The organism is Neptuniibacter caesariensis (assembly GCF_000153345.1).
In the GTDB taxonomy this organism is placed as follows: domain Bacteria; phylum Pseudomonadota; class Gammaproteobacteria; order Pseudomonadales; family Balneatricaceae; genus Neptuniibacter; species Neptuniibacter caesariensis.
In genome coordinates this window covers 1701899-1714320 of sequence record NZ_CH724125.1, presented here as the reverse complement: position 1 = coordinate 1714320, position 12422 = coordinate 1701899, and the positions used below count along the sequence as shown (strand labels likewise).

At 48.2% G+C, this 12422-nt stretch carries 14 protein-coding genes; 12 read left to right on the top strand and 2 right to left on the bottom strand.

Translation table 11 applies throughout. The features are described 5' to 3' along the window. Nucleotides 1–2: 2 nt before the first annotated feature. The 6 genes from MED92_RS08090 to MED92_RS08065 are packed head-to-tail and all read left to right on the top strand — an operon-like array spanning nt 3 to nt 5170. Nucleotides 3–1232, top strand: coding sequence for a protein-glutamate methylesterase/protein-glutamine glutaminase (locus MED92_RS08090; protein WP_007021041.1), 1230 nt, complete (start codon nt 3–5; stop codon nt 1230–1232). Between the two features lie 4 nt (nt 1233–1236). After that, a complete protein-coding gene (locus tag MED92_RS08085) occupies nt 1237–1977 on the top strand; it encodes a flagellar motor protein (protein ID WP_007021040.1) in 741 nt (246 codons plus the stop codon). Nucleotides 1978–1980: 3 nt separating this feature from the next. Then, a complete protein-coding gene (locus tag MED92_RS08080; protein WP_007021039.1) occupies nt 1981–2916 on the top strand; it encodes a flagellar motor protein MotB in 936 nt (311 codons plus the stop codon). Further along, nucleotides 2916–3701: a ParA family protein gene (locus tag MED92_RS08075; protein ID WP_007021038.1), complete on the top strand. Its 786-nt coding sequence runs from the start codon at nt 2916–2918 to the stop codon at nt 3699–3701. Before MED92_RS08080 ends, MED92_RS08075 begins: the two co-directional genes overlap by 1 nt. Beyond that, nucleotides 3698–4741 carry a chemotaxis protein CheW gene (locus MED92_RS19135; RefSeq protein WP_007021037.1) on the top strand — a complete coding sequence of 348 codons (1044 nt, stop codon included), beginning with the start codon at nt 3698–3700 and terminating at the stop codon, nt 4739–4741. Before MED92_RS08075 ends, MED92_RS19135 begins: the two co-directional genes overlap by 4 nt. A 21-nt stretch (nt 4742–4762) precedes the next feature. Further along, complete coding sequence (locus MED92_RS08065; protein WP_007021036.1) at nt 4763–5170, top strand: DUF2802 domain-containing protein; 408 nt, start codon at nt 4763–4765, stop codon at nt 5168–5170. Here MED92_RS08065 and MED92_RS08060 read toward each other — a convergent pair. Both MED92_RS08060 and fliK read right to left on the bottom strand, forming a co-directional pair. Next, on the bottom strand, nt 5167–5496 hold the full coding sequence (locus tag MED92_RS08060; protein ID WP_007021035.1) for an EscU/YscU/HrcU family type III secretion system export apparatus switch protein: 330 nt from the start codon (nt 5494–5496) through the stop codon (nt 5167–5169). The two genes, MED92_RS08065 and MED92_RS08060, sit on opposite strands and share 4 nt — an antisense overlap. Beyond that, nucleotides 5493–7439: a flagellar hook-length control protein FliK gene (gene fliK / locus MED92_RS08055; RefSeq protein ID WP_007021034.1), complete on the bottom strand. Its 1947-nt coding sequence runs from the start codon at nt 7437–7439 to the stop codon at nt 5493–5495. The genes MED92_RS08060 and fliK overlap by 4 nt, the downstream gene beginning before the upstream one ends. 247 nt (nt 7440–7686) lie before the next feature. On the opposite strand from fliK, the gene ccmA reads away from it, so the two are divergent. The 6 genes from ccmA to MED92_RS08025 are packed head-to-tail and all read left to right on the top strand — an operon-like array spanning nt 7687 to nt 12406. Further along, on the top strand, nt 7687–8322 hold the full coding sequence (gene ccmA / locus MED92_RS08050; RefSeq protein ID WP_007021033.1) for a cytochrome c biogenesis heme-transporting ATPase CcmA: 636 nt from the start codon (nt 7687–7689) through the stop codon (nt 8320–8322). Further along, nucleotides 8322–9041 (top strand): heme exporter protein CcmB, encoded by a 720-nt coding sequence (gene ccmB / locus MED92_RS08045; RefSeq protein WP_007021032.1) that lies wholly within the window; start codon nt 8322–8324, stop codon nt 9039–9041. The genes ccmA and ccmB overlap by 1 nt, the downstream gene beginning before the upstream one ends. Nucleotides 9042–9047: 6 nt before the next feature. Then, nucleotides 9048–9806, top strand: a complete 759-nt coding sequence (locus tag MED92_RS08040) for a heme ABC transporter permease (protein ID WP_040661669.1) — start codon at nt 9048–9050, stop codon at nt 9804–9806. Nucleotides 9807–9816: 10 nt separating this feature from the next. Next, entirely contained in the window at nt 9817–9996 is a 180-nt protein-coding gene (ccmD, locus tag MED92_RS08035) for a heme exporter protein CcmD (protein WP_007021030.1), read from the top strand. Next, nucleotides 9993–10454, top strand: a complete 462-nt coding sequence (gene ccmE, locus MED92_RS08030) for a cytochrome c maturation protein CcmE (RefSeq protein WP_007021029.1) — start codon at nt 9993–9995, stop codon at nt 10452–10454. Before ccmD ends, ccmE begins: the two co-directional genes overlap by 4 nt. Further along, entirely contained in the window at nt 10451–12406 is a 1956-nt protein-coding gene (locus MED92_RS08025) for a heme lyase CcmF/NrfE family subunit (RefSeq protein WP_007021028.1), read from the top strand. Before ccmE ends, MED92_RS08025 begins: the two co-directional genes overlap by 4 nt. The last annotated feature ends 16 nt before the right edge of the window (nt 12407–12422 follow it).

Below are 12422 nucleotides of genomic sequence, written 5' to 3'. Positions count from 1 at the left end.
TTATGCCAGTTAAGGTTTTGATCGTTGATGATTCTGCTTTCTTCAGGCATAGAATCAGCGATCTGCTCTCTGGTGACAGCAGGATTGAGGTGGTTGGTTCCGCGCAAAATGGTAGCGATGGAGTTGAGAAAGCTAAGCTGCTAAAACCAGATTTGATTACGATGGATGTTGAAATGCCGCAGATGAATGGCATTGAGGCAGTTCGCGTTATCATGAGGGAATGTCCGACAAATATCCTCATGCTGTCGTCTCTGACGCATGAGGGGGCTCAGGTTACCTTGCAAGCACTTGAAGCGGGGGCTTTAGATTATCTTTCTAAAGATATGCGTGCTTGGATGGAGCATTCTGCGTCATTGGAAAAACAGCTACGTGATAAAGTAGTTGAGCTTGGTCGTTCCCGGCATGCTAAACAACGCAGTACTTTTACTAGCGAGTTCCGCAGCAGTGATTCGCGAAGTAAGTCCATGGTTTTTCGCCCCGACGCTGAAAAACGGCCTTCAAGGTTAGGTTCTGCTTCAGCTCCTCAGCGAAAGGCGATGTCGGCTACAAGCAATAGACCGCTGCCTTCATCTTCTCAATCTAAGAGCTCACCTTTAAATAAGCCGGCTACGCCTGAGCCTAAAACCGCTGTAACAAAGGCTTCGTTTTCTAAGAAAGTCTCTGTTCCTTCGGATTGTAAGATTGTCGTCATTGGTTCTTCAACGGGTGGACCTGCCGCTTTGCAGCAGATCCTGACGGAGCTACCTGCCAATTATCCTTATCCAATATTGCTGGTTCAGCATATGCCAAAAACGTTTACTTCAGTTTTTGCTACGCGGTTGAATCAACAGTGCAATATTAAGGTTAAAGAGGCTGAGGATGGTGACCAATTGAGGCCTGGTACGGCACTGTTGGCACCAGGTGGTCATCAAATGATTGTTGATCCCAGGTCGCAGGACAAAGTGCGAATTATGCCGGGTGATGAGCGTTTAACATATAAACCCAGTGTTGATGTGACCTACGCCTCTGTTTCAAAAACGTTTGGCAAAAAAGTACTCGCTGTTATTCTGACGGGGATGGGAGCGGATGGTTGCGATGGCGCAAAGATGTTGCGCCAGCAGGGAGCGACGGTTTGGGCACAGAATAAAGAGAGTTGCACGATTTATGGTATGCCGCAGGCGGTTGTAAATGCTGGGCTTGCGAATGAAATTCTGGATTTGTCGCAGTTTGCTGCAGCGCTGACTAGCAGGTAGTCGAATGGATTTAACGGCATTTTTTGGAGTCCTACTGGCTTTTGCCGCGGTGCTTGGTGGTAACTATCTTGAAGGAGGTCATGTTGAAGAACTCCTCAATTTACCTGCCGCAGCTATCGTTATTTTAGGAACCCTGGCAGCAGCTATCATTCAGTCTCCGGCTCAGGATGTGCGTCGGGCCGTTCGATTATTGGGCTGGGCGTTCGGTCGGAATAATCAGGATTTTAAGGGTAGCATCGATAGAATTGTGCAGTGGTGTGTAGTGGCTCGTAGAAAAGGACTTTTAGCCCTGGAGAAAGAGGCAGAAAAAGAAAGCGATCCTTTTGTTAAAGCGGGTTTGCTTTTGCTGGTTGATGGTAAAGGTGCAGATGTTATTCGCGGAACACTTGAAGTAGAGCTGATTACAGCTGAGCAGCGAGACCTGCAAGGTGCTAAAGTAATTGAGAGTATGGGTGGGTATGCGCCTACCCTTGGTATTATTGGTGCGGTGCTTGGGTTAATTCACGTGATGAGCAACCTTTCAGACCCTGATAGTTTGGGGGCCGGCATAGCTACCGCTTTTGTGGCAACAATATATGGTATCGGGCTAGCTAACTTATTCCTGATACCGGTTGCTAACAAGATTAAAAATCTGGTCTTGGTACGATACCAATATCAGGAAATGGTTTTGGAAGGTCTGATGTTTATTGCTGAGGGACAGAACCCTAAAGCAATACAGCAGCGCCTTCAGGGTTATCTGAGGTAAACAATGCCTCGCCGAAGACGTTTAGATGAAGACCTGCGCACTGATCGCTGGGTCATTTCATATGCTGATTTTATTACGTTGTTGTTCGCGTTTTTTGTAGTGATGTATGCGATCTCTTCGGTCAATGAGGAAAAGTATAAAAACCTGACTGATGCCCTTGCTGGCGTATTTGTCGGTTTAGACCAGGCTATTGAGGTAAACCCAGCCCCTGGGCAGGGTAAAAGTGAAAGCGGATTTGGTATCTTCATCGGTGGGAAGCATGATATCGATGTGCCAGAGGTAACAATCTCTCCCCCTGATCAGGAAGAGACTGATATTTTAAAGGCATTACAGAGAGAGCTTGAGGTTGCTTTCTCTCAGCATATCAGGGAAGGCCAGTTACGTGTTGTAGGTAATGATCTTTGGTTATCGATAGAGCTGCGTTCTAACTACCTGTTTGAATCAGGGGGCGCGTTACCAAATATTTTGGCAGATCAGTTGTTGGAACAGATTGCTGGGATGCTCAAAGATAAGAGTAATCCTATCCATGTTGAGGGCTTTACCGACAACCAGCAAATTTCAACCGATGAGTTTCCTTCCAATTGGGAGCTCTCAGCAGCGAGGGCTGCCGCGGTTGTACGTTTGTTGTCACAGTTTGGTGTTAATCCCGAGCAGATGGCTGCGGTAGGCTATGGTGAATTTCAGCCTGCATACAGTAATCGCACGGCTGAAGGTCAGCGCTTAAATCGACGGGTTTTGATCGTTGTTTCCAGAGACGAGAAGGTACGGAGGACAGTATCTTCTTTTGGGAGTCAGCAGGTGAGTGCTGATGCGGTATCAACTGTATTGGCTAATCCGGATAAAGAGAAAGTTCCTGTTATTGAGCAGGTTGAAACAGGTGATGGTGGGATTTTGTTCAGACAGTCTGAACAAGAAGGCGCCGAACAGGAAGATAGATGATGCATGTATGGTCTGTTGCTAACCAAAAAGGTGGGGTGGGCAAAACCACAACGGTAGTCACTATAGCGGGTTTGCTCGCTGAGGTTGGTTATCGTGTACTGCTGATAGATTTGGATCCGCATGGATCATTAACCAGCTACTTTGGCTATGATCCTGATGAGCTGGAAGACAGCGTATATGATCTGTTTAATGGTAATAAAAAAGTTGCTAAAGATGATGTGACTCGTTTGTTATTAAAATCCAGTCACGAGCGCATTGAGTTAATTCCAGCATCGACAGCAATGGCCACGCTTGAACGTAAAGCTGTGGGTGCGGAAGGCATGGGCTTACAGGTTGCTAAAGCATTAAGCCATGTAAAAGATCGCTATGATTATGTGCTGATAGATAGCCCACCGGTGTTGGGTGTATTGATGGTCAATGCATTAGCTGCATGTCAGCACCTGCTGGTTCCTGTGCAGACTGAGTTTCTGGCGCTTAAAGGCCTGGAGCGAATGGTGCGTACAATCAATATGATTAACAGGGCCCGGACCAAAAAACTCTCATTTACGATCATTCCCACTTTTTATGATCGCAGGACTCAGGCATCGGTGAGTAGCTTAAGAGAGCTGCACCATAATTACCCCAATGAAATATCTAATGCAGTGATACCTGTGGATACCAAATTCAGAAATGCCAGCATTCAGGGGCTTGTGCCTTCGGTCATGGATTCTAGCAGCCGTGGGGTGCACTCCTATGCGCGTTTACTCCGTTCCTTGCTTGAAAGACAGAAGCAGGAGGCCCTATGAGTAAGAAGAATAAGATCGATAATCAAAGTTCAATTGAGCAAGATGAGCTTGAGGTTCATGGCGTACAGAAGCTGGTTTTTGATTATCTGGAATCCTTACTTTCTGATCCGGATGCAGGGATTGATACCGAAACTGAAATCGCTGCAATTAAAGAACAGTTAGTTGCTGAAGAGCAGTTAGAGCATCAAGGTTTGGATGCGGAGATTGACGAAGTAGTTGCTGTCGTTGAGGAAGAAGACAACACTGATTTGCCAGAGCCAGAGCCAGAGCCAGAGCCAGAGCCAGAGCCAGAGCCAGAGCCAGAGCCAGAGCCAGAGCCAGAGCCAGAGCCAGAGCCAGAGCCAGAGCCAGAGCCAGAGCCAGAGCCAGAGCCAGAGCCAGAGCCAGAGCCAGAGCCAGAGCCAGAGCCAGAGCCAGAGCCAGAGCCAGAGCCAGAGCCAGAGCCAGAGCCAGAGCCAGAGCCAGAGCCAGAGCCAGAGCCAGAGCCAGAGCCAGAGCCAGAGCCAGAGCCAGAGCCAGAGCCAGAGCCAGAGCCAGAGCCAGAGCCAGAGCCAGAGCCAGAGCCAGAGCCAGCACCTGAACCACAGCCTGCCCCAGCTGCGCATGCGGGCACTGGGCGTGAAATAAACTGTGTGCTTATTAAAATGCACGGACTTAATCTAGCGATACCTTTTGATTATATCGAAGGTGCGGTGCATTTGAGTTCGGTCTCTTTAACGCTCGATGCAGCACATGACTGGTGTTTAGGTCGTTTCGGAGGCATGACCTCCGATACTAATGTGATTGATACCGCTTTGTGGCTTATACCGGAGCGTTATAATCCTGAAATGGCTAAATACGATGAGTTGATCATTTTACGCGGAAGACACTGGGCTTTGGCTTGTGATGAGTTGGTGAAATCTGTCCGTATCCCGGAAGATAAAGTGTCCTGGGCCGCTCAGGATAATCCAAGGAAGTGGCTATGGGGCACTTATATGGAAGAGCGCTGTGCCATTCTGGATATTCCGGAATTGATGAAACAGTTTGATCAGGCGTTTTAATCAACAGGAGCGGGATAGAGCATGCAGATTAGCTGGATAGATATTTTGCTCATATTGCTGGTACTGCCGTTAGGTGGAGTCTGTTTTATGTTGTTTCGCCGGTTGCAACAGCAGGAGAGGCGTCATCAGGCGTTAATCAATGTACTTCGCAATGAAATACAAGCGATGACTAATAGTTCTATTGGAATGGGGCGCCGTCTAATCGAGGTTGAGCAGAAGCTCAATCTGACCGCGGATAAGCAGCTAGAACTGGAAAATCGTGATCCTGGTGTGCTTGCTTATAATCAAGCCGCTCGATTAATGGAAATGGGAGCGGATGTCGACGATCTGGTGCAGAGTTGCGGTATAGGTCGGCCAGAAGCTGAATTGATGGCGTTACTTCATAAAGAGTTGGAGGCGCCTCAGCATTCGATCGGCCAGGAGCGTTAAGGTTGTTCAGGGTTATGCTGCTTTGCAGCAGCAATAATCTCTTCCTGGGAGTGTTTAAGGCTGTAAGCAAACGCAATAACTTCAGCAATTGCTCGATAGAGTGATTCGGGTATCTCATCACCTAGTTCCAGGCGTATAAGCACTTCCACTAGCTCCGGACTCTCGTGGATGTGGATCCCGTTTTCCTCGGCAAGATTTATAATTTGTTCGGCAATCTCACCCATACCCTTTGCAACAATCAAAGGAGCTTTACCCAGCTCCTGATCGTATTTAAGCGCAATCGCTTTTTGGCGCTGGTCATCATTTTCGGGTTTTGAAAACTTCATGTATGTAAGTCTACCAGCTGCTTATGGAGTACCTGCTTCTGCTCGGGGGCTGACCCCTCGTGCCAGTTTACCTCGGTATTATTGAAACCGCATTCACGTAGCCTTTCTGAAAACTCTTCAGAACGTTGTCTGAGCCTCTCTGCGGTTTCGGGTTGCTCGCACCAAAATAGGGTACTGATTTCATGTCCGTCAGTTAAGCGGATCTCTGCATCGACACCGCCGAGCTCTTCCAGATCAAAGTGAAGCCTTACGCGCCAGACGGATACCATTTCACCAGCCGCATTACTCCCTCCCTCGCGGCTTAAGCGTAGTTCTAGGTTCTCCCAGTTTTCACCCTGTTTGATCGGTAGGTCAAGCTGGAGTACTCGTTCAAAACCTCCGTCGGGTAGTTCGCGCCATTGTTGCAAAGAGGTGAGTTGCTGACTGGTGATACGTGACTGAATGCCATTGAGAAGTTGTTCAAGTCGATCTCTTTGGCCTTCGGGGAGTTTTTCTGCCAACTGCTGTAGCTGGTTGAGTTGCGAACGCATCTCTTGGGGCTGAGGGACGAAGCCTTTGCTGAGTGTGCGCTCGGTTCCGTATCCTCCAAGCTCAACATTGTTTCTTATTTGTGATGTGGCTTCTGAACTGCCTGGGCGAACGCCGAAAAGCTGCAGCATCGAGCGAACAACCCCGCTGATCTGGCCCGCCTGAGCGGTTTCATTGCTCACCGTTGCGGCGAGTTGGCTAAAAGCGTTTCCTGTCGGAATCTGATTTGGCAGGCTGTTGCGCAGTACTTCCTGAATGGCGGGCTTTTCAAGTGCCGATGCTTGTGTAAGCGGGGGCTCACGCATTCTAAGGATCTGAAGTTCCTGCCCGCTGCTTTTTTCAAGTTGAATCTGCGCACCTTGCGGAAGTGGCTTAGCTGCGACTGTCTCTAATTTTGATCCGTCCGGTAGCGCGAGCGTTACAACATGATGAATAGGAGGGCCGCTCGGTCTCGGTGATACAGGCGCTGTTGTGGTCCCAGCTGATTGAGGCGCGGGCTGATTAGGTGTCGTGCTCAGGGTATTTGAACGTGGGCCTGTGTTGTTACTTGTTTGCGGAGGTTGTCCACTGCCTGAAGCTAACCCCTTACTCTCAGTTGGCGTATTCGTTAAAGGTGGGCTGCTGATTGGCCCGGCTTGCGGTGTAACTGCCTGATTGGGCGATTGGGTATGAATTGCTTGTGCCTGACCTTGATTAGCAGTTGGTAAAGGTGTTTGTGGAGTCGGTTGCGAAATCGTTGTTGTAGCGCCCGCAGATTGGGCAGGTGTTCCGCTTGCATTAGGTGGTGTAGCTTGCGCCGAAACGATCGCGCTATTGGGTGCCTGGGTGGATTGTGGTGATGAGGTAGATTGCCCAGCCCCTGTTTGTGTAGTGTTAATCGTCTGGGGCGAAATAGGTGTTGAGGGTTGGTTTTGTGCCCCGGGTGGTGATGTGGTCTGGTTTGCATATACAGCACGACTACTAATCACCGCTGCGATGATTCGCGTATCAGCAGGAATCTTTGCGGCAGACTCGCTATTTGGAAGGCTGAGCTTTGTTAAATTGGCTTGTTGCTGGTTATTCGGTGCTTGCTCATTTCTTCCTGCGATCGGATTCTGGGGCGAAGGCTGTATGTTCCCCTCGGATTTTGCTGCAGACTGCTGAGGTTGCGGTGTGATCTGAATCTGGCCGTCACTTTGCCGGTTAACGTTGATCTTTTGGCCAACAGGTAATGCCTGGAAGACGCCCATCTGAATCAGACGGTTGTTAACTTCTAATTTAAGGCGGAATATTTCCGGTTGAATCTGGTCCCTGCTAACGGCAACAACAGTCGCACTGACATTCTGCCCGACAGGTAGCAACCGATTGAGGTTTTGCCCTGAATCATTGCTTGAGCCGGTTGTTTGTAGTGGTATTGCTGCTAGTTGAGGTAGCAATCTCAGATCCTCATAGTTTAAGTGCTATAAACGCTGTTTAACTCTTTGAATATGTAGGAAAGATAGATACTCCTAAATGTGGATAAGAATCAACCTTTCAGAAATGAGACAACAGTGTAGAGCAGCTGGATAATCGTATATAATCTCTCGCTTAATAATCGGCAGGTAGTGTCAAAAGTATAGTTTAGAGCACAAGTTTTAGGTGCTGCATTAGCACAGACTGACCATTGTTGCTTTGGGGAAAGGTTTGAGTACAGCGTTATTACAAGTCAATGATCTGTTTTGCGAACGGGATGAACGTATCCTGTTTGAAGGTCTGTGCTTTTCGGTTACGGCGGGAGAGGTCGTCCAGATCGAAGGCCAGAACGGCAGTGGTAAAACAACGTTGCTCCGCATCCTTAGTGGCCTGTCGAATAATTTTGAAGGTGAAATACTTTGGCAGGATGAACCTGTTGAAGAGGTAAAAGAGCAGTTTAGATCTGAACTGCTTTATTTTGGCCACCATCCAGGCGTTAAAGCGGTTCTGACGCCGGAAGAAAATCTCAAGTGGTATGCAGCTATGCACCCTTCTATTTCAGTCGGAGATATTTATTCCGCATTGGAAAAAGTGGGTCTGCAAGGCTATGAAGATGTTCCATGCCATAACTTATCTGCAGGTCAAAATCGTCGGGTGAGTCTTGCGAGACTTTATCTGAGCAAGGCAAAACTATGGATTCTGGATGAGCCCTTTACCGCGATTGATAAGAAAGGCGTAGCTCAAAAAGAAAACCTTATTCTTGAGCATGCCCGTGCCGGCGGCAGTGTGATTTTGACAACTCACCATGAATTGACCCTGGGAGAACAGATCCGACGCCTAAATTTAGATGAATTGGCTGGAACTTAATGAATCAAATGGTGACAAACGAACAGTCTAAGCAGGTTAATGATTCGGTTCTTGGTCTTTTCTGGGCGGTATTGAAGCGTGATCTGATGCTGGCGTACCGAAGAAAGAGTGATCTGTTTAATCCGCTGATCTTCTTTTTGATGGTGGCAACATTATTTCCTCTGGGGGTGAGCCCAGAGCCGGAGTTTCTTGCAGAGGTTGCTCCAGGTGTTGTATGGGTTGCGGCTTTGCTCGCAACATTGTTGTCCATGGATAGTTTGTTTCGATCTGATTTTGAAGACGGAACATTAGAGCAAACGCTTTTGAGCCCTCAGCCTTTGTTCATTATCGTGTTGGCTAAAGTACTGGCGCACTGGATGATGAGCGGCCTTCCTCTAACCATATTGGCGCCATTGCTTGGGGTAATGTTATTCCTGCCATCGGAGGGGATGGGGGGATTAATGCTTAGTTTATTGCTAGGTACGCCAACATTAAGCCTGATCGGCGCCATTGGCGCTGCTTTAACGGTAGGTTTAAGAAAGGGAGGGGTATTGATTTCACTATTGGTTTTGCCCCTGTATATACCTGTTTTAATTTTTGGTACCAGTGCTGTGCAAGCAGCAGTGACTGGATTGCCTCTGGCTGGCTTCTTTGCTCTTTTGGGGGCAATGCTGGCTTTAGGGGTTGTTATGGCGCCCTTGGCTATCGGGGCTGCACTTAGAATTTCCGTGAGCGGATAGGTTGTTATGAGTGAGAAGAAGAATTGGATGCCTCGCTGGTTTTACCAGTTAGCATCACCGCGTTGGTCCTATAACATTATGGGCAAGTTGTTACCCGGTTTTGCCATCTGCGCAGCATTATTGCTTATCGGTGGTACCATCTGGGCGCTTATGTTTGCTCCCGAGGATTATCAGCAGGGAAATAGCTTTCGTATTATCTACATTCACGTGCCTTCCGCTATTCTTGCTCAGTCATGCTACATGCTTATGGCTGTGGCGGGTGCCATTGGTTTGATCTGGAAGATGAAAGTCGCTGATATGGTGGCTAAGTCATGCGCCCCAATCGGTGCGTCGATAGCGGTCCTGGCTCTTGCCACGGGTGCAATCTGGGGGAAACCTACCTGGGGTTCCTGGTGGGTATGGGATGCTCGATTAACTTCTATGTTAATTCTGCTGTTTCTTTATCTAGGCGTTATCGCACTTCATTCTGCGATTGAGAATGAAGCGACGGCTGCACAATCCTCAGCAGTCCTGTCATTGGTCGGTCTGGTTAATATTCCTATTATCAAATACTCCGTGGAATGGTGGAATACGCTTCATCAACCAGCCACCTTTACCCTTACTGAGCGCCCTGCGATGCCTGCCGAAATGTGGGTGCCGCTATTAGTCATGGTTATCGGGTTTTATTGTATGTTCGCGGTCTCTCTTATGATGCGAACCCGTAATGAAATTTTGTATCGTGAGCGCCGTGCGAGTTGGGTGCGCGAATTATTGGAAAAACAGTGAGGTTTTCTAGATGAGTTTTGAAAGTTTTTCCGACTTTTTAGCTATGGGCGGACATGGTAAATATGTCTGGATGAGTTATGCCATTGCCCTGGCGGTTATTGTTTTCAACATTGTGGGTCCTCTGCTGCAAAAGAAGAAAGTTATCTCTGATCTTGCGCGTCGCCTTCGTAGGGAGAAAAAAGCTTCATGAATCCTAAACGCAAACAGCGTCTAATTATTGTTTTATTTATTGTTTTCGGTGTGGGCGCCGCTGTCGGGCTGACTATGTTTGCTCTTAGTCAGAATATTAATCTGTTTTACTCTCCGACCCAGATTGAAAATGGCGAAGCGCCGCAGGAAACACGTATTCGTGCAGGGGGTATGGTTGTAGAGGGATCTGTGAAACGTGACCCTAATAGTTTGAACGTAACGTTTGATCTGACCGACTACGAAGGCACTATCACTGTGCACTATGACGGTATTCTGCCGGATCTATTCCGTGAGGGGCAGGGTATTGTTGCCCAGGGGGATCTGGATGCGAACAACCATCTGCAGGCATCCGAGGTGCTGGCTAAGCATGATGAAAATTATATGCCTCCTGAAGTGGCGGAAGCACTTGAGAAAAGTGGCAAGATGCCTAAGCCAGAAGGTGAGGTTTTTAACAAATGATTCCTGAGTTAGGTCAGTACGCACTGATTTTGGCGCTTTGCTTATCTGTGCTTTTATCGATTGTTCCTTTAGCAGGAACCTACAGTAAAAATATTATCTGGATGGGCTTTGCCCGCCCATTGGCAACAGGCTTGTTTGCCTTTTTGATGGTCAGCCTTATCTGTTTGGGATATGCCTTTGTTACCGATGATTTCTCGGTAGTCTATGTCGCAACTAACTCCAATACCGCGCTGCCAATTTATTACAAAATTAGTGCGATTTGGGGAGGTCATGAAGGCTCATTGTTGCTTTGGGTGGTTATTCTAGGCGCCTGGACCTGGGCTGTTGCGGTAAAGAGCGACAATCTGCCCCTGGATATCGTTGCACGCGTGCTATCGGTCATGGGGATTATCAGTGTTGGCTTTATCCTCTTCACACTTCTGACTTCCAGCCCATTTGAACGCCATTTGCCTCGCTTCCCGCAAGAGGGTGGAGACCTTAATCCACTGTTGCAGGATATAGGCCTGATTCTGCATCCGCCTATGCTTTATATGGGCTATGTGGGTTTCTCTGTTGCATTCGCTTTTGCCATTGCAGCACTGCTAAGTGGCCGATTGGATGCAGCCTGGGCGCGTTGGTCACGTCCCTGGACTGTTGTTGCCTGGGCATTCTTGACTCTGGGTATTGCTCTTGGCAGTTGGTGGGCTTACTACGAGCTTGGCTGGGGCGGCTGGTGGTTCTGGGATCCAGTAGAAAATGCTTCGTTCATGCCATGGCTTGTGGGCACAGCATTAGTTCATAGCCTTGCGGTTACTGAAAAGCGCGGCGTGTTCAAAAGCTGGACGGTGTTGCTGGCGATATTTGCTTTCTCACTGAGCCTGCTAGGGACTTTCCTTGTTCGTTCGGGTGTTTTGACTTCAGTACACGCTTTTGCAACGGATCCTGAACGTGGCTACTTTATTCTGGCATTACTTGCGATCACTATCGGTGGGTCTTTGTTGCTCTATGCCATTAAAGCTGCGCATGTGAAAAGTGAATCAAGCTTCCAGCTACTATCGCGGGAAACGTTCCTTCTCGGGAATAACATTCTGCTCTTTATTGCTGCCTTGATGGTGCTGTTGGGCACCTTGTACCCGTTGCTAATCGACGCCCTGGGTCAGGGTAAAATTTCTGTAGGTCCTCCATATTTCAATGCGCTGTTTATTCCGATTATGTCGATCATGGTTGGTTTCATGGGCTTTGGTATAGTGTCTCGCTGGCGTAAAACCAAAGGCGATTTCCTGGTCAAACAGTTGCTTATGCCATTTGTCGGATGTTTGATTCTGGGTGCTGGATTCTCGGTAGTCTATGGTGGTGAATTCGATTGGTATGTAACGCTAGGGATGGTTTTAGTTTTCTGGATTAGCCTGGTTTCCATTCGTGATATCTGGAACAAGGTTGGTCACCGTAGCAGCATTGCAGCGGGCCTCAGGGGATTGTCTCGCAGCTATTATGCAATGGTACTGGCACATATCGGCGTTGCGGTAACCATCGTAGGGATGACGTTAGTCAGCATCTACAATGAGGAACGTGATCTGCGGATGGCTCCGGGTGATAAATTAAGTTTCAAGCAGTACGAATTTATCTTCGATGGCGCAAGCAAAGTGCAAGGACCAAACTATGTTTCTGATCAGGCCCGCATCAGAGTCCTGAAAGACGGCGAAGCTTATGGTGAGTTGTTACCAGAGAAGCGTTTATATACTGCTCGCGGCAATGTAATGACAGAAGCTGCATTGGATCCGGGTTTTACACGTGATCTTTACGTGGCATTAGGTGAGCCACTACCTGGTGGTGCATGGGCTGTGCGTATTCAGCACAAACCATTTGTACGTTGGCTATGGCTGGGTGGGTTGCTCATGACGTTTGGTGGATTGTTGGCTGCTACAGATCCTCGCTATCGTAAACAGGGCAAACGAGCTGCTGCTACAGCTTAGTTTTTGGAGTTAAGAT

Coding starts and splice junctions, on each gene's coding strand:
- MED92_RS08090 (WP_007021041.1), top strand. CDS start 3: ATGCCAGTTAAGGTTTTGATCGTTGATGATTCTGCTTTCTTCAGGCAT.
- MED92_RS08085 (WP_007021040.1), top strand. CDS start 1,237: ATGGATTTAACGGCATTTTTTGGAGTCCTACTGGCTTTTGCCGCGGTG.
- MED92_RS08080 (WP_007021039.1), top strand. CDS start 1,981: ATGCCTCGCCGAAGACGTTTAGATGAAGACCTGCGCACTGATCGCTGG.
- MED92_RS08075 (WP_007021038.1), top strand. CDS start 2,916: ATGCATGTATGGTCTGTTGCTAACCAAAAAGGTGGGGTGGGCAAAACC.
- MED92_RS19135 (WP_007021037.1), top strand. CDS start 3,698: ATGAGTAAGAAGAATAAGATCGATAATCAAAGTTCAATTGAGCAAGAT.
- MED92_RS08065 (WP_007021036.1), top strand. CDS start 4,763: ATGCAGATTAGCTGGATAGATATTTTGCTCATATTGCTGGTACTGCCG.
- MED92_RS08060 (WP_007021035.1), bottom strand. CDS start 5,496: ATGAAGTTTTCAAAACCCGAAAATGATGACCAGCGCCAAAAAGCGATT.
- ccmB (WP_007021032.1), top strand. CDS start 8,322: ATGAATCAAATGGTGACAAACGAACAGTCTAAGCAGGTTAATGATTCG.
- MED92_RS08040 (WP_040661669.1), top strand. CDS start 9,048: ATGAGTGAGAAGAAGAATTGGATGCCTCGCTGGTTTTACCAGTTAGCA.
- ccmD (WP_007021030.1), top strand. CDS start 9,817: ATGAGTTTTGAAAGTTTTTCCGACTTTTTAGCTATGGGCGGACATGGT.
- ccmE (WP_007021029.1), top strand. CDS start 9,993: ATGAATCCTAAACGCAAACAGCGTCTAATTATTGTTTTATTTATTGTT.
- MED92_RS08025 (WP_007021028.1), top strand. CDS start 10,451: ATGATTCCTGAGTTAGGTCAGTACGCACTGATTTTGGCGCTTTGCTTA.